17 protein-coding genes are annotated in these 19,524 nt (G+C 71.7%); 15 read left to right on the top strand and 2 right to left on the bottom strand.

The annotated features are described in order from the left end of the window. Positions 1–13 precede the first annotated feature (13 nt). Positions 14–1,084: a GDSL-type esterase/lipase family protein gene (locus ACQEVS_RS18595; protein WP_433021792.1), complete on the top strand. Its 1,071-nt coding sequence runs from the start codon at positions 14–16 to the stop codon at positions 1,082–1,084. Positions 1,085–1,173: 89 nt separating this feature from the next. On the opposite strand, the gene ACQEVS_RS18590 is transcribed toward ACQEVS_RS18595, so the two are convergent. Next, positions 1,174–1,509 carry a response regulator transcription factor gene (locus ACQEVS_RS18590; RefSeq protein ID WP_433021790.1) on the bottom strand — a complete coding sequence of 112 codons (336 nt, stop codon included), beginning with the start codon at positions 1,507–1,509 and terminating at the stop codon, positions 1,174–1,176. Between the two features lie 319 nt (positions 1,510–1,828). After that, a complete protein-coding gene (locus tag ACQEVS_RS18585) occupies positions 1,829–2,170 on the bottom strand; it encodes a response regulator transcription factor (protein ID WP_433021788.1) in 342 nt (113 codons plus the stop codon). A 489-nt stretch (positions 2,171–2,659) separates the two neighbouring features. Here ACQEVS_RS18585 and ACQEVS_RS18580 point away from each other — a divergent pair, with 489 nt between their 5' ends. The 14 genes from ACQEVS_RS18580 to ACQEVS_RS18515 all read left to right on the top strand — a co-directional run bounded on the left by ACQEVS_RS18580 (position 2,660) and on the right by ACQEVS_RS18515 (position 19,503). Continuing rightward, positions 2,660–3,070, top strand: a complete 411-nt coding sequence (locus tag ACQEVS_RS18580; RefSeq protein ID WP_185942343.1) for a cupin domain-containing protein — start codon at positions 2,660–2,662, stop codon at positions 3,068–3,070. Between the two features lie 73 nt (positions 3,071–3,143). Continuing rightward, positions 3,144–3,761 carry an NAD(P)-dependent oxidoreductase gene (locus ACQEVS_RS18575; protein WP_433021786.1) on the top strand — a complete coding sequence of 206 codons (618 nt, stop codon included), beginning with the start codon at positions 3,144–3,146 and terminating at the stop codon, positions 3,759–3,761. Beyond that, a complete protein-coding gene (locus ACQEVS_RS18570; protein ID WP_433021784.1) occupies positions 3,758–4,978 on the top strand; it encodes a class I SAM-dependent methyltransferase in 1,221 nt (406 codons plus the stop codon). Before ACQEVS_RS18575 ends, ACQEVS_RS18570 begins: the two co-directional genes overlap by 4 nt. A gap of 13 nt (positions 4,979–4,991) precedes the next feature. Next, positions 4,992–6,410: a cation:proton antiporter domain-containing protein gene (locus ACQEVS_RS18565; RefSeq protein WP_433021782.1), complete on the top strand. Its 1,419-nt coding sequence runs from the start codon at positions 4,992–4,994 to the stop codon at positions 6,408–6,410. A 158-nt stretch (positions 6,411–6,568) separates the two neighbouring features. Then, positions 6,569–7,603, top strand: a complete 1,035-nt coding sequence (locus ACQEVS_RS18560; RefSeq protein ID WP_433021780.1) for a ketoacyl-ACP synthase III family protein — start codon at positions 6,569–6,571, stop codon at positions 7,601–7,603. A gap of 70 nt (positions 7,604–7,673) precedes the next feature. After that, on the top strand, positions 7,674–11,453 hold the full coding sequence (locus tag ACQEVS_RS18555; RefSeq protein WP_433021778.1) for a type I polyketide synthase: 3,780 nt from the start codon (positions 7,674–7,676) through the stop codon (positions 11,451–11,453). Between the two features lie 191 nt (positions 11,454–11,644). Further along, entirely contained in the window at positions 11,645–12,712 is a 1,068-nt protein-coding gene (locus ACQEVS_RS18550; RefSeq protein WP_433021776.1) for a glucose-1-phosphate thymidylyltransferase, read from the top strand. Positions 12,713–12,741: 29 nt separating this feature from the next. Beyond that, complete coding sequence (gene rfbB / locus ACQEVS_RS18545) at positions 12,742–13,794, top strand: dTDP-glucose 4,6-dehydratase (RefSeq protein ID WP_433021774.1); 1,053 nt, start codon at positions 12,742–12,744, stop codon at positions 13,792–13,794. A 119-nt stretch (positions 13,795–13,913) separates the two neighbouring features. Next, positions 13,914–14,942, top strand: a complete 1,029-nt coding sequence (locus ACQEVS_RS18540; protein WP_433021772.1) for an NAD-dependent epimerase/dehydratase family protein — start codon at positions 13,914–13,916, stop codon at positions 14,940–14,942. Positions 14,943–14,999: 57 nt separating this feature from the next. Beyond that, the gene (locus ACQEVS_RS18535) at positions 15,000–15,716 is read left to right on the top strand and encodes a class I SAM-dependent methyltransferase (protein WP_433021770.1); all 717 of its coding nucleotides are present in this window, start codon (positions 15,000–15,002) and stop codon (positions 15,714–15,716) included. Positions 15,717–15,762: 46 nt separating this feature from the next. Next, positions 15,763–16,434, top strand: coding sequence for a phytanoyl-CoA dioxygenase family protein (locus tag ACQEVS_RS18530; RefSeq protein ID WP_433021768.1), 672 nt, complete (start codon positions 15,763–15,765; stop codon positions 16,432–16,434). Between the two features lie 47 nt (positions 16,435–16,481). After that, positions 16,482–17,774, top strand: a complete 1,293-nt coding sequence (locus ACQEVS_RS18525) for a nucleotide disphospho-sugar-binding domain-containing protein (RefSeq protein ID WP_433021766.1) — start codon at positions 16,482–16,484, stop codon at positions 17,772–17,774. Next, the gene (locus tag ACQEVS_RS18520) at positions 17,771–18,784 is read left to right on the top strand and encodes an SDR family NAD(P)-dependent oxidoreductase (RefSeq protein ID WP_433021764.1); all 1,014 of its coding nucleotides are present in this window, start codon (positions 17,771–17,773) and stop codon (positions 18,782–18,784) included. Before ACQEVS_RS18525 ends, ACQEVS_RS18520 begins: the two co-directional genes overlap by 4 nt. Continuing rightward, positions 18,781–19,503 carry a class I SAM-dependent methyltransferase gene (locus tag ACQEVS_RS18515; protein WP_433021762.1) on the top strand — a complete coding sequence of 241 codons (723 nt, stop codon included), beginning with the start codon at positions 18,781–18,783 and terminating at the stop codon, positions 19,501–19,503. The genes ACQEVS_RS18520 and ACQEVS_RS18515 overlap by 4 nt, the downstream gene beginning before the upstream one ends. Positions 19,504–19,524 lie beyond the last annotated feature (21 nt).

Below are 19,524 nucleotides of genomic sequence, written 5' to 3'. Positions count from 1 at the left end.
GGACAGGTGACGGATGTTGGAAGCGGGGCGCCTCATCAAGGCGGACGACCCGGTGCTGACCTATCGCGGTGCGGTCTCCCTCCAGGAGGTCGACGGCGGAATACTGCCCTGGCGAATACCTTTTCGGGAACGGCATCTCTTCTTTCCCGAGGGAAGCGTGGGACGCGCCGCCATGCCGTCGGGAGTGCGGGTCACTTTCCGGACGGACGCGGAGGGGTTCCTTTTCCGTTACGCCGCCCGTCCCGCCCACGAGATGCCGGGTCCGCCCGAGAATCCCCAGGTGGACGTGCGCGTGGACGGCAAGCCGTTCACCAGCCTTCCGCTGGTGACCGACCAGGGGATCCACGCCTGCCGGGTGGAATCCCTGCCGGGCGCCGGCAGCGGCCGCCTCGTGGAGCTGTGGCTGCCCTGCCTGAACCAGTTCACCCTGCACGGGGTGGAGGTGCCGGCGGACGCCGAGGTGAGCGCGGACACCGCGACCGCGCCCCGCTGGCTCCACTACGGCTCCTCGGAGTCCCAGGGCCGGGGAGCGCTGTCGCCCGGCCGGAACTGGACCGCGACCGTGGCGACGGAACTCGGCCTGGATCTGACGTCGTTGGCGATCGGGGCGGGCTGCTACCTCCAGCCGCTCTTCGCGACCCTGCTCCGCGACCTGCCCGCCGACCTGATCACGTGCATGGTCGGCATCAACATCTACGGCTCCCGGGCCCTCAACCAGTTCACCTACCGGCCCAACCTGATCGGCTTCATCCGGATCATCCGTGAGCGGCACCCCTCGACCCCCGTGCTGATCGCGTCCCACCACCATTCCCCGTGGCACGACCCGCTGAAGGGAGACGGATACCTGTCCCTGGCGGAAGTCCGGGAGCAGACCCGTGAGGCGGTCGAGCTGCTGCGCGCGGACGGCGACGAGAACCTGCACTACGTCCATGGCCCGAGCCTCGCCGGCCCGGAGACCGCCCACCTGTACGTGGAGCCGCGGCACCTCGACCCGCTGCACTTCAACCAGGAGGGGCACGATCTGCTCGCGGCCGCCTTCCGGCGCAAGGTCGAGGAGTTGGTGCCGGACCTGGCGCGGGCGTAGCGGCCGGGCCCCTCCGCCGAACGCGGGCCCGGCGCCGGGGACGCCTCCGCGGCATGGCGGAGGAGCACCCCTACGGCAAGGCGACGGGGCTACGGCACGGCGGCGGAGACCCCGGGCGTCCGCGGTGAATCGCCGATGAACGCCGTGAGCCCGTGCGCGAAGGAGACCAGCCCGGCCTGCAGGCGTGACTCGACCCTCAGCTTCGCGAGGATCTGCGCCATATGGGCCTTGACGGTGCGCTCGGTCACCCCGAGCAGCGCCGCGATCTCGCGGTTGGAGTAGCCGTGGCTCAGCAGGCAGAAGACCTGGAGCTCACGCTCGGAGAGCAGGTGTACCTGGCTCAGCCCTTCCAGCCAAGGGAACCCGTCCTCGCGGAGGACCCGATCGTCGACAGAATGACCGGTGTCGCATTCGGAATACAGCAAAATTGGCCCCCGTATGAGCCTGTGTTCCTTGCATCCCCTAAGAGGTCATCCGACGCATCGAGCGGCACGGCACCGAAAGAGTGTCGCCGGACAATGCGTTCGTGCCGCGATACCGCCTAAGCGACGAATGACCCCAGAACATAACCCACTCAGATCATCTTATCGCATCCACGGCCGGATTCCTTGGTGTGGCCAACCGATTACGCGTGGGCCGGCCGGCGGCATGGACAAGGCGTCCCGCGCCCGCACGCGCGCGGCAATTGCGTTGCCAGGAAGGGGACTTCGCACCCGCCTGGCGCCACTGCGGCAGCGGGCGGCGTCAAAGCCGGTTTCGACAAAACTCGCATCGGCCATATGTGCGTTTTGTCCAGCCCGGCCGGAAGCCGCCCGCTATCGCCCGCGACGGCGGTTCAATTGATGCGGTCCTGCAAGACCCTGGGGGCCAGGCCTCCGATCCCAGGATTCCCATGGCGTAGGCCTTGGCGACGAGCGCGGTGCGGTTGGGCACCCGGAAGCGCTCCATCATCTTGCTGACGTGGTACTCGACGCCCTGCCGGCTGAGGTAGAGCTTGTTCGCGATGCAAGTGGTGCGCTCACCTGCGGCGATGCGCTCCATGATCTTGGCGTCCAGGGTGGATAACGTCGTGGGGGCGGTGTTCACCTAGTACTCCCTTGAGGGAAGAGCGCTGAGAGGGGGAGGGCGCCGTAGCGGACCCGGGTACCGGCGGCGGGTCCATTTCTACCCACAAGTCGAACACGGCGAGTAGTGGACTTTCGTACAAGTGGAAGCCACAGTTCACAGGTATTGAATTGTCCGAGCAAATGGGGCGGATCCCGGCATCCCGCACCTGGGGAACGGACTTCACGGGCACGGCGGCCCACAACTTCCATGCGCCCGCCAAGCCGTAGCAAAAACTGTGCCGGGTCACCCCGGCCGGCGACCCGCGTCGCCACTTGTCCGTTCTGGCCGCATAACCGCGAGTAACAAGGCGCTTGGCCGGCCGGGGAGCCCGCGGGCGGCAAGTGGCGCCGTTGGCGGACGGAAACCCCGGCCCCCGGGAGGGCGCCCGGGCAGGACTAGCAAATTCCTCATACATGTACGCCTTATCCTCAACGCCTGCGAATCTGTGGCGGAACGAGGGGAGACGGCATGAAAATCGAGGTGCTCCAGCCGACCTGCAACCTGGACACGGTGCGGGACGGTCGCGGCGGAATTTTCACCTGGGTTCCCCCGGAACCCATCCTGGAATTCAATATGCTGCATCTGTATCCGGGAAAGGTGCGCGGTCTGCACTATCACCCGCACTTCGTCGAATACCTGCTCTTCGTCGAGGGCTCGGGCGTACTGGTCACCAAGGACGACGCCGACGACCCGGACTGCGAGGAGGAGTTCATCCACGTCTCGCGCGGCATCTGCACCAGGACGCCGGCGGGAATCATGCACGCCGTCCACGCCATCACACCGCTGACGTTCATCGCCATGCTCACCAAGCCCTGGGACGAGTGCGACCCGCCGCTGGTCCAGGTCGAGCCGCTGCCGCACACCCTGGAGCGCAAGTGAGGGTCGCGGTGGTCGGTGCCGGGGATTCGTCGGCACCGCCATCACCCGGGCCCTGGGACCCGACGCGGTTCCCGTGACCCGTGCGACCTACGAGGAGGCCCGCCGCAGCGGCCCCTTCGACGTCCTGGTCAACGCCGCCTGTCCGTCCCGGCGTTACTGGGCCCGGCACCACCCCGACGAGGACCGTCGCGAGACGGTCGACAAGACCCGGGCGCTCCTCCGTGACTGGGAGTGGGGCCGCTTCGTCCAGATCAGCACCATCTCCGCCCGCACCCAACCGGACATCCCCTACGGCAGGAACCGGGCCGAGGCCGAGGAGCTCTGCGCGGACCACCTGATCGTCCGCCTGGGTCCCATGTACGGCGACGCCAACACCAAGGGCGTCCTCATGGACTTCCTCGCGGACCGGCCGGTGTACGCGCACGGCGATTCACGGCAGAGCTTCGCGCCGGTCGAGTGGTGCGGCCGCTGGGTGGCCTCGCACCTCGACGCCGAGGGGCTGTGGGAGGTGGGCGCGCGGACGACGGTCGGCCTGCGGGAGATCAGGGACGCGGTCGGCTCGCGTTCCGTCTTCGCCGGCACCCGGAAGGACGACCAGTTCCCCCTGGACAGCCGGCCCGACTGGCCGGACGCCGCCGATGTCATCGGCTGGCTCGGGGCCCGTAGCAGAGCACTGACTGGAGAATCATGACCACGACCGGTCACTCGACAGTGATCGACCGTTGCCGGATCTGCGACAACACCGAGTTGCTGCCCGTGCTCGACCTCGGTCCGCAGGCACTCACCGGTGTGTTCCCGCGGAGCCGCGGCGAGGACGTCCCGTACGTCCCCCTGGAGCTGGTGCGCTGCTCGCCCGCCGGCTGCGAGCTGGTGCAGCTGCGGCACACCGCCGACTTCGGCCTCATGTACGGCGAGGGCTACGGCTACCGGTCCAGCCTCAACCGCTCCATGGCGGACCACCTGCGCGGCAAGGTCGCCGCCATCACGAAGACCGTCGACCTCGGCCCCGGCGACCTCGTCCTGGACATCGGCAGCAACGACGGCACCCTGCTGGCGGCCTACCCCTCCGGCCCCTCCCTGGTCGGCGTCGACCCCGCCGCCACCGTCTTCGCCGGGACGTACCCGCCGGGCGCCGAGCTGATCCCCGACTTCTTCGCGGCCGGGCTGCTCGGCGGCCGCCGCGCCAAGGTCGTCACCTCGATCGCGATGTTCTACGACCTGCCCCGCCCCATGGACTTCATGCGCGAGATCCGCGACGTCCTGGCGGACGACGGCATCTGGGTGACCGAGCAGAGCTACCTGCCGTCGATGCTGCACGCCGCCGCCTACGACGTCGTCTGCCACGAGCACCTGGACTACTACGGGCTCCGCCAGATCGAGTGGATGGCCGAACGCACCGGCCTGAAGGTCGTGGACGCCGAGCTGACCCCCGTCTACGGCGGGAGCCTCTCCCTCGTCCTGGCCCGGAGCGACTCCCCGCGCGCGGCCGACGAGCGGGCCCTGGCCCGGATCCGCGCCGGCGAGACGGACCTGCCCTACGCGGAGTTCGCCCGGCGGACCGAGGAATCCCGCGACCGGCTCATGGACTTCCTCACCGCCTCGCGCGACAAGGGACTGCGCACCCTCGGATACGGCGCCTCCACCAAGGGCAACGTCATCCTCCAGTACTGCGGTGTGGACGAGACGCTCCTGCCCTGCATCGCCGAGGTGAACGAGGACAAGTTCGGCTGCTACACGCCCGGTACGGACATCCCGATCGTCTCCGAGAAGGAGGCCCGGGCGCTCGGTCCCGACCGGTTCCTGGTCCTCCCGTGGATCTACCGGGACGCGATGATCGCCCGGGAACGCGGCTTCCTGGCCTCCGGAGGCAACCTCGTCTTCCCGCTGCCCACCCTGGAAGTGGTGTGACGCGGTGCCGGGGATGAGAACGCGCGGCGGCGCCCGCCTGCTCGCCGTCTGCCTGCTGTCCGTCCTGCCGCTGCTGGCCGCGGCCCTGCTGCTGTGGCACGGGACCGCGGGCAAGGGCGGCGGACGATCCGGCTCCGGCGGGACCGAGCGGGGCGGATCGCCCGTCGAAGCATGGCAGTTGCTGCTCGCCCTGGCCGTGGTGGTGGCCGTCGCCCGGGGCCTCGGGACGCTGGCGAGCCGGTACCTGGCGCAGCCGCGCGTGGTGGGCGAGATGATCTCCGGGATCGTCCTGGGCCCCTCGGTGCTCGGCCTCGTCGCCCCCCGGGCCTACGACGCCCTCTTCCCCGCCGCCCTCCACTCGTACCTCAACCTCGTCGCCCAGATCGGGCTGGCGCTGTTCATGTTCCTGATCGGCATGGAGTTCGGCGACACCCCACACGAGGACGCGGGCCGCACCGGCGTCGCCGTGGGCGTCGTCGGCGTCTGCCTGTCGTTCGCGCTCGGCTGCGGCCTGGGGTACGCGCTGTACACCGGCTACGCCCCGGAAGGCGTCGGCTTCCTGCCGTTCACCCTCTTCCTGGGCATCACCATGAGCGTGACCGCCTTCCCCGTGCTGGCGCGGCTGCTGATGGAACGCGGCATGCTCCAGTCCCGGGCGGGCGCGTACGCCATCGTGGGCGCCGCCACCGCCGACCTCGCCTGCTGGCTGCTGCTCGCGGGCCTGGTCGCGCTGCTGCGCGGCGGTTCGCCCCTGGGCGTGCTGCGCACCCTCGCGCTCACCGCGGCCTTCTTCGGCGTCATGGTGGTGCTCGTCCGCCCCGCCCTGCGCCGGGTCCTGGAGGGATCCGAGCGCCGGCTCGCCGACGGCGGCGTGCTCACCCTGATCGTCCCCGGCGTCCTGCTGTCGGCGGTCGCCACCGAACTCATCGGCATCCACCTCATCTTCGGCGCCTTCCTCTTCGGCGCCATCTGCCCCAAGACGGCACCGGCCCTGGAGAACGCCCGCGGCAAGCTCCAGGAACTCGTCACGGCCGTTCTGCTGCCCCCGTTCTTCGCCTCGGTCGGCGTGAAGACCGACCTGCTGCGGCTCGGTGAGGGCGGCGGGGCCCTGTGGGTGTGGGCCGGCGTCGGTCTGCTGGTCGCAGTGGCCGGGAAGTTGACGGGCAGCGCGGCCGCGGCGGCGCTGATGTCGGTGGACCGCGTCGACGCCCTGCGCATCGGCGTGCTCATGAACTGCCGCGGGCTGACCGAGCTGGTGATCCTCACCATCGGCCTCGACCTCGGCGTCCTGTCGCCGGCGCTGTTCACCATGCTGGTCCTGGTCACCCTGTGCGCCACCGTCATGACCGCCCCACTGCTCGACCTGCTCGACCGCGCGGAAGCGCGCCGCGCCGCACCCGCTCCCGCGAAGGCGGCGGCCGCGGTCCGCTGACGGGGACCCGGTGACATCGCGAATTCCGGACGCGAAATACCGGGGCCGGATCTAGGTGATTCCTTCGAAAATGCCGGCGTGCCGCTGATTATGATCGGCGCGGAATGACCTGCTGTGCGCGCCGGGTCCAGTAAACCTGAAATCAGGGAGGTGGGTTGGTGCAGACAGCCGACCTGTACATCGGTGCTCTCGGCGTTTTCGTACCGCCCGTGGTGAGCGTCGAATGGGCCGTGGAACGCGGCCTCTACCCGGCCGAGGAAGCCGAGGCGCACGAACTCGGCGGAGTCGCGATCGCCGGCGACATACCCCCTCCGGAAATGGCCCTGCGGGCGGCGCAGCAGGCGGTGAAACGGTGGGGCGGATCGCCGAAGGAATTCGATCTGCTGCTGTACGCGAGCACCTGGCACCAGGGCCCGGACGGCTGGCCGCCCCAGGCGTACCTCCAGCGGCACCTGGTGGGCGGGGACATGCTCGCCCTGGAGATCCGGCAGGGCTGCAACGGCGTCTTCAGCGCGCTGGAACTCGCCGCCGCCTATCTTCAGGCCGATCCGCACCGTACGAGCGCGCTGATCGTCGCCGCCGACAACTACGGGACGCCGCTGGTCGACCGGTGGCGGATGGGTCCCGGCTTCATCGGCGGCGACGCCGCCTCGGCCCTGGTGCTGACCAAGCGGCCCGGCTTCGCCCGGCTCCGCTCGCTGGCGTCCAAGGGCCTGCCGGAGATCGAGGCGCTGCACCGGGGCGACGAGCCGCTGTTCCCGCCGAGCATCACCCGGGGCCGTCCGACCGACTTCAGCGCCCGCATCGGCCAGCAGTTCGCCACCCGGAGCCCGGCGTCCCTCGCGATGGCCGACATCCAGGACCACATGACGGAGATCGCCGAACGCGCCCTCGCGGACGCCGGCATCGGGATGGCGGACGTCGCCCGCGTCTCCTTCATGAACTACTCGCGGGAAGTGGTCGAACAGCGCTGCATGGCGGCCTGGGGGCTGCCGCTGTCCCGTTCGACCTGGGAGTTCGGCCGGGGAATCGGCCACTGCGGGGCCAGCGACCACCTGCTCTCCATGGAACACCTCGTACGGACCGGTGAGCTCGCCCCCGGCGACCACGTCCTGCAACTCGCCACCGCTCCGGGCCTCGTGGTGTCCAGCGCCGTCCTCCAGGTCCTCGAATCGCCGGGCTGGGACGCATGACGAATACCGGCAACGACGAACGGAACACGCCCGTGACACCCCTCGCACAGCCGGCAGACTCCCTCCCCCGGTGGCCGTGGTCGGGATCGGCTGCCGGTTCCCCGGCGGCGTCGAATCGCCCGACGGGTTCTGGGACCTGCTGGCGGCCGGCCGCAACACCGTCGGCGACATGCCCACCGACCGCTGGGAGGAGTACCGGGACTTCGGCCCGCGGTTCGACGCCGCGCTGCGGAAGGCCATCCGCTCCGGCAGCTACCTGGACGGCGACATCGCCGGTTTCGACGCCGAGTTCTTCGGCATCTCCCCGCGCGAGGCCGAGCTGATGGACCCGCAGCAGCGCCTCATGCTGGAGGTGGCCTGGCAGGCACTGGAGCACGCGGGCATCGCGCCGCACACCCTGGCGGGGACCGACACCGGGGTGTTCGCCGGGGTCTGCACCTACGACTACGGCGCGGGCCGGCTGGAGGACCTGCCGGGCATCGACGCCTGGACGGGGATCGGCGCGGCGGTGTGCGCCGTGTCCAACCGCGTCTCCCACGCGCTCGACCTGCGCGGGCCCAGCCTCTCCGTCGACACCGCGTGTTCCGCCTCGCTGGTGGCGCTGCACACCGCCGCGCAGAGCCTGCGGCTCGGCGAGTGCACCCTGGCGCTGGCCGGTGGCGTCAACCTGCTGGTGTCGCCCGGCCAGACGGTCGCCCTGGGCGCGGCCGGCGCGCTGGCGCCCGACGGCCGGAGCAAGCCGTTCTCCGCGTCGGCCGACGGCTACGGCCGCGGCGAGGGCTGCGGCGTGCTCGTCCTCAAGCTGCTGGCGGAGGCCGAACGCGACGGCGACCGGGTGCTGGCGGTGCTGCGCGGCAGCGCGGTCAACCAGGACGGGCGCACCAACGGCATCATGGCCCCCTGCGGCCAGGCCCAGGAGCACGTCATGCGGCGCGCCCTGGCGGCCGCGGGCGTCGACGCCGGCACCGTCGACTACGTGGAGGCCCACGGCACCGGCACCCGCCTCGGCGACCCCATGGAGATCGGTGCGATCGGCGCGGTCTACGGAAAGGACCGCGCGGGCGGGGAGCCGTGCGTGGTCGGGACGGTGAAGTCCAACATCGGCCACCTGGAAGGCGCCGCGGGCGTCGCCGGGGTCATCAAGGCGGTCCTCGCCCTGGGGCGGGACCGGATCCCGGCCAGCCCGCTGGACGGCGACCCCAACCCCGAGATCGACTGGGACGGCCACGCCATCCGGCTGGCCACCGGCGCGGTGCCGTGGCCCGAGCGCCCGCACCCCCGCCGCGCCGCGGTGTCCGGGTTCGGCTACGGCGGCACCGTGGCCCACGTGGTCCTGGAGCAGGCGCCCGCCGCGCCCGCCCGCCCCGCGCCGGAGCCGGCCGGAACCGTGTTCCCGCTCTCCGCCGCCTCTCCCGAGGCGCTCCGCGAACACGCCGGCGCGCTCGCCGGCCTGGTCGAGGAGGGCATGGACCCGGCCTCGCTCGGCCACACCCTGGCCCACCGGCGGTCCCCGCTCGCCCACCGGGCGGCCGTCGTGGCGGCCGACCGCGGCGAACTGGCCGCCGGGCTGCGCGCGCTGGCCGCCGGGGAGCCGGCGCCCGGTCTCGTCACCGGGGCCGTGCTGCCGGACACCGCCCGTCCCGTCTGGGTGTTCTCGGGCCACGGTTCCCAGTGGGCCGGGATGGGCCGGGAACTGCTGGAGTCCGAGCCGGTGTTCGCCGCGGCGATCGACGAGCTGGAGCCGGTGTTCAAGGAGGAGATCGGCTTCTCGCCCCGCGAGGTGCTGGTGGAGGGCGACCACACCGAGGTCCACCGCGCCCAGACCATGATCTTCGCGATGCAGCTCGGGCTCGCCGCGCTGTGGCGGTCCCGGGGCGTCGAACCCGCCGCCGTCATCGGCCACTCGGTCGGCGAGATCGCCGCCGCCGTCACCGCCGGCGCGCTGACCACGGACGACGGGGCCCGGCTGATCTGCCGCAGGTCGCTGCTGCTGCGCGAGGCCGCCGGGCGCGGCGCGATGGCGATGGTGAACCTGCCGTTCGACGAGGTCGCCGAGCGGCTCGCGGGGAACGCCGCGGTCGTCGCCGCCATCGCGTCCTCGACGTCGTCCACCGTCGTCTCGGGCGACCCCGGCGCGGTGGAGGAGGTCGTCGGCCGCTGGACGGAGGAGGGGCTGGTGGTCCGGCGCGTCGCCTCCGACGTGGCCTTCCACAGCCCGCACATGGACCCCCTGCTGGACCGGCTCCGCGCCGCCTGCGCCGAGCTGCGTCCGCGCACCCCGCACACCCCCCTCTACACGACGGCGCTCACGGATCCGCGGGCCGCGATGACCGCCGACGGCGCGTACTGGGCGGGCAACCTGCGCAACCCGGTGCGGCTCGCCGCGGCGGTCACCGCCGCGGCCGAGGACGGCCACCGGGCGTTCGTCGAGCTGGCCCCGCACCCCGTGGTCACGCACTCGGTCCACGAGACGCTGGCCGAGCGCGGCGTGGAGGACGTGTTCGTCGGCACGACGCTGCGGCGTGACAAGCCCGAGGCGCGCACCTTCGACGCGGCCGTGGGCGCGGCCCACTGCCACGGCGTGACCGTCGACTGGTCGGCGCTCCAGCCGAACGGGGACCTGGCGGACCTGCCGCCGTACCCCTGGCGGCACCGCTCGCTCTGGCGCTCCATCGCCGGGACGCGGACGGCCGGGCGGGGCCACGACGTCACGTCGCACACCCTGCTGGGCACCCCCGCCGCCGTCGCCGGCAGCGCCGTGCGGCTGTGGCACAGCACACTGGACGACGACAGCCGCCCGTACCCGGGCAGCCACGCCCTCAACGGCGTGGAGATCGTCCCGGCCGCCGTGCTGGCGGTCACGTTCCTGGCCGCGGCGGCCGAGGACGGCGAGGCCCGCGCCCTGCGGGGCATGACGATGACCCACCCCGTGCTCACCGCAGGGCAGCGGCAGATCCAGGTCGTCCACGAGGGCGACGTGGTCCGGCTGGCCTCCCGTACGGTCGCGGACGCGTCGGACCCGAACCCCGCCTGGCTCGTGCACTGCGCGTCCGGCACCGCCACACCCGACCTCGCCGCCCTGGCGTCGCGGTCGCTCCTGGACCCGGCCGAGCACCGGCTCGAACCCGCCGACCCCGGGCTGGTCGCGCGGCGGCTGGCCGAGGTGGGCGTGCCCTCGACCGGTTTCGACTGGACGGTCGAGAAACTGTCCGCCGGCTTCGGCGTGCTGCACGCCCGCGTCGCCTCGCCCGAAACCGGCTCCTGGGCCCCGCTGCTGGACGCCGTGATGTCCATCGCGCCCGCCGCCTTCATGGGTCTCCCCCGGCTCCGCATGGTCGTCGAGATCGACGAGATCACCGTCCACGGCACACCCCCGGACGCGGCGACGGTCGAGGTCGTCCTCGATCCCGGCGTCGCCGACACCGTGCACGCCCTGGTCACCGACCCGGACGGCCGCCCGGTGGCGAGCCTGCGCGGCCTGCGCTACCCGGTGGTCGAGCAGCCGGCCGCGCCGGCCGCCGACGAGCCGGGGCGGCAGGCGGACGCGGACGCGGTGTCGTTCGCGGGCCTGGCACCGGACGAGCTGCGGCAGCGGGTGCTCGACGAGGTGCGCGCGCAGATCGCGCAGGAGATGCGACTCGCGCCGGCGGACCTGCACGTCCGCCGCCCGCTGGTGGAGCAGGGACTCGACTCGGTGATGACGGTGGTCGTCCGCCGCCGGCTGGAGAAGCGCGTCGGCCGGGACGTGCCCGCCGACGTCTTCTGGAAGCTGCCCACCATCAGCGACATCGCCGACCACCTGGCCGAACGCCTCGCCGGCGGCCCGGCGGAGGACGTCCGGGCGTCCTGATTCACGGACGGTGCGCCGCGCGTCCGGAAGGGACGGCGGCGGGGTGAATACCCCGCCGCCAACGGCCCCGAAACTTAGGGAAAACCCGAAGGACGCGCCACTACGATCGTTCTTGAGCGGAGAAAGCCAATGCCACCTGGAGTTCCCTTGAAACGAGTCGAGCCAACGACGCTGATCGTAAGGTGCGGGATATGAAGGCGCTCATATTGGTGGGCGGGGTCGGTTCGAGATTGCGGCCGATCACGCACACCTCGGCCAAACAGCTGATTCCGGTGGCCAATATCCCCGTTCTCTCCTATGTGCTGAATTCCATCAAGGAGGCCGGGATAACCGAGGTCGGCATGGTCGTCGGGGCCACCGCCACGGAGATCCGGGAGGCCGTGGGGGACGGCGCGCAGTTCGGGCTGGACGTCACCTACCTCCAGCAGGACGCCCCGCGCGGGCTGGCCGACGCCGTGCTCATCTCCCGTGACTTCCTCGGCGACGACGACTTCGTCATGTACCTGGGCGACAACTACGTCGTGGACGGCATCGTCGACTTCGTCGACGACTTCCGCCGCGGCGAGGCCGCCGCGCAGGTCATGCTCGCCCGGGTCGACGACCCGCGCCGGTTCGGCGTCGCCGAGCTGGACGCGGACGGCCGGGTGACCGCCGTCGTCGAGAAGCCCCAGGATCCCCGGAGCGACCTGGCGGTCGTCGGCGTCTACGCCTTCGGCCCGGCGGTGCACGAGGCCGTCGCCGGCATCAAGCCTTCCTGGCGCGACGAGTTGGAGATCACCGACGCGGTCCAGTGGCTGGTGGACCGGGGGCACGTGGTCGGCTCCACGGTCATCGACCGGTACTGGAAGGACATCGCCAGTGTCACCGACGTCCTGGAGATGAACCGGCACGTGCTGGAGACCGTCGACGGCCGCGTCGACGGCGAGGTGGACGAGGCCAGCGAACTCGTGGGCCGGGTCGTGGTGGAGGCCGGGGCGAAGATCACCGGCTCCCGCATCGTCGGCCCCGCCGTCATCGGCGCCGACACGGTGGTGCAGGACTCCTACGTCGGCCCCTTCACCTCCATCGAGGGGAACTGCCGGATCGCGCACAGCGAGATCCAGTACTCCATCGTCCTGCGCGGCGCCTCGATCGAGGGCGTCGCCCGGGTCGAGGACTCGGTCATCGGCCGCGAGACCGAGGTGAACGCCGCCCCCCGGACGTCGACCGCGCACCGCCTGGTGCTGGGAGACCACAGCCGGGTCCGGGTCGGCTGTTGAACGGGCTTGCGGAAGCGGGGGACACGACGGTGAACGCGGGCGGCGAAGAGAAGCGGGACGGCGGCACGGGCGCCGAGCGGGGACGCAACGTCCTCGTCATCGGCGGGGCGGGCTTCATCGGCTCCCACTACGTGCGCGAACTGATCCGGGACGGCGGACCGGCGCGGGTGACCGTGCTGGACAAGCTGACCTACGCCGGGAACATGGCGAACCTGGACCCGGTCGCGGGCCGGTACGCCTTCGTCCACGGCGACATCTGCGACACCCGGCTGCTCACCGACGTCGTCCCCGGCCACGACCTGGTGGTCAACTTCGCGGCGGAGTCGCACGTCGACCGGTCGATCGCCGACGCGGCCCCCTTCATCCGCACCAACGTGCTGGGCGTCCAGGCCCTGATGCAGGTGTGCCTGGAGGCCGGCACGCCGAGGATCGTGCAGGTCTCCACCGACGAGGTGTACGGCAGCATCGAGACCGGCTCCTGGGACGAGGACGCGCTGATCGCCCCCAACTCGCCCTACGCGGCGTCGAAGGCGGGCGGCGACATGGTCGCCCTGGCCTACGCCCGGACCCACGGGCTGCCGGTGAGCGTGACGCGGTGCGGCAACAACTACGGGCCCTACCAGTTCCCGGAGAAGGTCGTCCCGCTGTTCACCACCCGGCTGCTGGACGGGCACGGCATCCCGCTGTACGGCGACGGCGGCAACGTCCGCGACTGGGTGCACGTCTCCGACCACGTCCGCGGCATCCGGCTGGTCGCCGAGCGCGGACGGCCGGGGCAGGTCTACCACATCGCCGGCACCGCCGAGTTGACCAATCTGGAGCTCACGCGCCACCTGCTGGACGCGCTGGGTGCCGGCTGGGACCGGGTCGAGCGCGTCGCCGACCGCAAGGGCCACGACCGCCGCTACTCGCTCTCCGATGCCCGGCTCCGCGCGCTCGGCTACACGCCGCGGGTGCCCTTCGAGCAGGGCCTGGCCGACACCGTGCGCTGGTACGCCGAGAACCGGGACTGGTGGGAGCCGCTCGCCGAGCGCGCCCGGTCCGAGGCCGCGGCGCCGGCCGTCGCCGGCCAGTCCGCGTAGAAACGGCCCGCGTAAAAAAGGCCCGCGTACAACCGGCCCGCGTACAACCGGTTCGCATAAAAACCGCCACCCCTTCCCTGACCCCATCCCCCTTTTCGCGTGACATCCAGGAGTTTTTGATGGCGCACTGTCTGGTGACCGGCGGAGCCGGCTTCATCGGCTCGCACGTGGCGGAGGCCCTGCTCGGCCTCGGGCACCGGGTGTCGGTCCTCGACGACCTCAGCGGCGGCACCGCCGAGCGCGTACCCGACGGTGCGGAGCTGTTCGTCGGCTCGGTGACCGACGCGGAGCTGGTCGACAAGCTCTTCGCCGAGCAGCGGTTCGACCGCGTCTTCCACTTCGCGGCGTTCGCCGCCGAGGCCATCAGCCACTCGGTGAAGAGCCTCAACTACGGCACCAACGTCATGGGCAGCGTGAACCTCGTCAACGCCGCCCTGCACCACGGGGTCTCCTTCTTCTGCTTCGCGTCCTCGGTCGCGGTGTACGGCCACGGCGAGACCCCGATGCGGGAGTCGTCGATCCCGGTGCCGGCCGACAGCTACGGCAACGCCAAGCTCACGGTCGAGCGCGAGCTGGAAACGACCATGCGCACCCAGGGCCTGCCCTTCACGGCGTTCCGGATGCACAACGTGTACGGCGAGTGGCAGAACATGCGCGATCCGTACCGTAACGCGGTCGCCATCTTCTTCAACCAGATCCTGCGCGGAGAGCCGATCTCCGTCTACGGCGACGGCGGCCAGGTCCGGGCGTTCAGCTATGTGAAGGACATCGTGGACGTCATCGTCCGCGCCCCCGAGACCGAGGCGGCCTGGGGCCGGGCCTTCAACGTCGGCTCGTCCCGCACCAACACCGTGCTGGAGCTCGCCCAGGCCGTGCGCCGGGCGGCCGGCACCCCCGACCACCCCATCGCGCACCTGCCCGCCCGCGACGAGGTGATGGTCGCCTACACCGCCACCGACGAGGCCCGCGAGGTCTTCGGCGACTGGGCGGACACCCCGCTGGCGGACGGGCTCGCCCGGACCGCCGCCTGGGCCGCCTCCGTCGGCCCCGCCGAGCTGAGCCCCTCGTTCGCCCTCGAGATCGGCGGGGAGCACGTCCCGGAGTGGGCCCAGTGCGTGGCCGACCGGCTGAGCGCCGCCGGCCGCTGAACCCCCGCCCCAGCCCGTCCCGCGCCGCAACGCACCTGACAGTGGAGGAACACCGCAGTGAACGACCTTGAGATCCAGCGCCGGGTGACCGAACTCGAGCCGTGGGTCGGCGACTTCGTCTACAACGGGGTCCGGTACGCCACCGCGTCCACCCGCGACTACCTGCTGAGCCAGCCGCCGCAGGACCGGGCCGACGCCTTCTTCCGCGCGTTCCCGCAGGCCAAGCGCGTCCTGGAGCTCGGTGCGCTGGAAGGCGCGGACACTCTCGCCATGGCCGGGCAGGACGGCGTCGAGATCCTCGCCCTGGAGGGCCGCGAGGAGAACCTGCGCCGCGCCGAGTTCGTCATGGAGCTGCACGGCGTCTCCAACGTCGAACTGCGCCTCGCTGACGTGGAGTCCATGGACTTCGCCGCCCTCGGCCACTTCGACGCCACGCTGTGCGCGGGCCTCCTCTACCACGTGCGGCGCCCCTGGGAGCTGCTCGCGGACATCGGCTCCGTCTCCGACTGCCTCTACCTCTCCACCCACTACTGGGGCAGCTCGGAGGGCCTGGACGTCGTCGACGGCTACGCGTTCCACCCCGTCCGCGAGGACCACCCCGAGCCGCAGGCCCGCGGTCTCAGCGTCGACGTGCGCTGGCTGGACCGGCCGTCGCTGATGCGCGCCCTGGAGCGGGCGGGCTTCACCGACGTCGAAATCCTCCAGGAGCGGGTCACCCCCGAGGTCTGCAACATCGTCGCGGCCGCCCGCAAGCCCGGCGTGCCCCGCCCGTGACGCGAAGAGGACGAGGCGAGGACGGAGCGAAGGGACGGATGACCCCATGACCACGGCGACGCACGACCGCGCCTCGGCGATCGAACGGTTCCGGCGGGACGGCTTCGCGAACGCGGGCCCGGTCCTCGAACCGGAGGCGATCGACCGCCTCAAGGCGGGAGCCGAGCGGCTCATCGCCCGCTTCACCGACGAGGGCCTGCGCTCCGACGACTACTGGAACTTCCCCGTCGAGGGCGACGAGCGCCCCGTCCTCTACCGCGTGCACAACCTGGAGAAGCAGGACTGGGCCCCGGAGCGGGGCCTGCTCCACAGCGAGGAACTGGCGGCGCTCGCCGCCGCGTTCGTGGACGGCCCGGTCGTCCCCACCGCCTACGCGCTCGTCCTCAAGGAGCCGTACCGGGCCGCCGAGGTGCCCTGGCACCGCGACCGCGTCAACGTCGGCCCGCACAGGGTCTGCAACCTGAGCATCTGCCTGGACGACGCGAGCCCGGAGAACGGCTGTCTGACGGCGGTCCCGGGGTCGCACCTGCTCCCCGACGACGCGGTGGTGGCGGAGGTCCGGGCCGCCGGGCCCGTCGCCCACGTCCCGGTGCGCCAGGGCGACGTGGTGGTGCACGACGTGCGGCTCGTCCACGGTTCCGGCCCGAACGCCGGCGGCCGCTGGCGGCGGACCATCGTCATCGAGTACGCCGACCCGGCCGCACCGCCGGCGCCCTGAGCCGCAGGCCAGGCAGACATCGAACGGCAGGTCAGGGAGTCTTTCGGATGAGGATTATGTTCACCGCCTCGAACTGGGCGGGACATTACATGTGCATGGTGCCCCTGGCCTGGGCGCTGCGCGGCGCGGGGCACGAGATCCGCGTGGCGTGCCCGCCGTCGCAGGTGCGCGGGGTCGCCGCGGCCGGCCTGATGCCGGTCCCGGTGCTCGACGCGCCGGACATGATGGAGAGCGCGCGGCTGGCGTTCTACGTACAGGCCATGTACACGCCACCGCAGTCCGGCCCGCGGCCGCTGCCGCTGCACCCGTTCACCGGGGAGCGGATGGAGTCGCTCAACGACTTCGACGCCTCCGACCTGCGCGACTTCTGGCAGAAGTCGATCGACGCGGTGCAGCGCAGCTACGACAACGCGGTGAGCTTCGGCGACCACTGGAAGCCCGACCTGGTGGTGCACGACATCATGGCGGTCGAGGGCGCGCTGGTCGCCGCGCTCCGGGGCGTGCCCAGCGTCTACGTCTCCCCCGGGTTCATCGGGACCGTGGAGACCGAGCCGGGCCTCGACCTGGTCTCGGCGGACCCGCTGTCGTGCTTCGAGAAGTACGGGGTCGACTGGGGCCGCGACCGGATCCGGTACGCGGTGGACCCCTCGCCGGACTCGGCGATCCCGCCGCTCGGCGACGCGCTGCGGCTGCCGATGCGCTACGTGCCGTACAACGGCGCCCAGGGCGCCGACCCCTGGCAGCTCGGGCCGGTCCGCGGCAAGCGCGTCTGCGTGGTCTGGGGCAACTCGGCGTCGGGCATCTTCGGCTCCGACGTCCCGGCACTGCGGCACGCCATCGACGCGGCGGTGCGCCAGGGCGCGGAGGTCGTTCTCACGGCGCCGCCGGAGCAGGTGGAGCAGCTGGGATCGCTGCCCGACGGCGTCCGCGTGCTGCGCAACTGCCCGCTGGAGCTGATCCTTCCGTACTGCGACCTGCTCATCCACCACGGCAGCGCCAACTGCTACATGAACGGCATCGTGGCGGGGATCCCCCAGCTCTCCCTCGCCCTCAACTACGACACGCTGGTCTGCGGCCGGCGCGTCGACCCCACCGGCGCGACGGTGACCCTCTCCGGTCTGGAGGCCACCGCCGAGAAGATCGACGAGGCGCTGCGTGGCGTGCTGTTCGACCACCGCTACCGCCTGGCGGCGGAGAAGCTGCGGGACGGCGTCGAGCGGGCGCCCTCGCCCGCCGTGATCGCCGGACTGCTGGAACGCCTGGTGGCCGACGGCGGACTCTCGGCGGAGGACGTCGCCGAGGCCGTGGGGAACGCCAACGAGCTTCGGAGGGTCGCGTGACGATCGGACTGGAGAAGGGCCAGCGGGCCGTGGTCACCGGGGGTGCCGGATTCATCGGCTCCCACCTGTGCGAACGGCTCGTCGAGCGGGGCCTGTTCGTGGTCGCCGTGGACAACCTGTCGACCGGCAGGGCCGCCAACGTCGAGGCGCTGGCCGGCGAGGAGCGGTTCACCCTGCTGGTGGCCGACGTGACCGAGCCGTTCCACGTCGACGGGCCGGTCCACCACGTCGTCCACCTGGCGTCGCCGGCGTCCCCCCTGGACTACCTGGCGCTGCCGCTGGAGACGCTGCGCGTCGGCTCGGCCGGGACCGAGAACGCGCTGCGGCTGGCGCTGGAGCACGACGCCCGCTTCGTGGTCGCCTCCACCTCGGAGGTCTACGGCGACCCCCTGGAGCACCCGCAGCCCGAGACCTACTGGGGCAACGTCAACCCGATCGGCCCGCGGTCGGTCTACGACGAGGCCAAGCGGTTCACCGAGGCGCTGACCGCCGCCTACGCCCGCACGCTGGGCGCGGACACCGGCATCGCCCGGCTGTTCAACTCCTACGGTCCGCGGATGCGGCGCGAGGACGGGCGGGTGGTGCCGACCTTCATCGACCAGGCGCTCGCGGGGGAGCCGCTCACCATCAACGGCAGCGGCGAGCAGACCCGTTCGCTGTGCTACGTCGAGGACACCGTGCGGGGGCTGCTGGCCCTGATGGAGTCGTCCTTCCCGGGCCCGGTCAACATCGGCGCGACCGTGGAGATGACCGTCCGCGAGATCGCGGAGGCGATCGCCGCGCACGCCGGGGTGGAGCTGCGGACCGAATACCGCCCGCCCACGGAGGACGAGCCGGGCCGGCGCCGCCCCGACATCGAGACCGCCAGGACGAAGCTGGGCTGGCGGCCCGAAGTGCCGCTCGCCGAGGGCATCAAGCGCACCCTCGACTGGTGGCAGACCGCCTACCCGCGGGACACCGCCCGCGACGGCGTGAATGGTTCGAGCGACATCAGGAGTGAGGCGGCATGACAAGCGAGACACCGGCCGGCAAGGGCGTGCGCATGCCGCGGAGCGTCGAGGACCTCAACGTCGTCTGGGAATGGGACGACGCCGAGGGCATGCAGGTGCGGCTCGCGGGCTACCAGCCGCGCGACGAGTACCTGCGCGACCGCGCCGAGCGGATCGGGCAGCTGACGGAGGCGCTCTCCCTACACCAGGGCGTCGACCTGTTCGAGATCGGCAGCGGCGAGGGCGTCATGGCCCGCGAGCTGGCGCCCCGGGTCAACAGCCTGCTGTGCGCGGACGTCAGCCAGTCGTTCCTGGACAAGACCCGCGCCACCTGCGCGGGGATCCCGAACGTCGACTACCACCACATCCAGAACGATTATCTGGCCGGACTGCCGGACGCCTCGTTCGACGCCGGGTTCGCGCTCAACGTGTTCATCCACCTGAACGCCTTCGAGGTCTTCCTCTACCTGCGCGAGATCCGCCGCGTGCTGCGCCCCGGCGGCCGGTTCCTCTTCAACTACCTGGACTTCGGCGACGTCACCAGGCCGCAGTTCCACGAGTACGTGGCGAGCTACCCGGGCGCCCACCCGGTCGCCGTGAAGGGGTTCATGTCCTGGCTCGGCACCGACGTGGTCGGCAAGCTCGCGGCGGAGGCCGGACTGACGCCCGTCCCCGGGTCGCTCGACGACCAGGGCGGCGTCTGCTTCCTCACCCTGCGCAGAGAAGAGGAGGCCGCGTGAAGCCCCGCACCGCGCGGACGC

The organism is Streptomyces sp. CA-181903, assembly GCF_050937075.1.
GTDB lineage: Bacteria > Actinomycetota > Actinomycetes > Streptomycetales > Streptomycetaceae > Streptomyces.
Note: the sequence above shows the minus strand (reverse complement) of the source record. Positions and strands in the feature narration are given on the sequence as shown.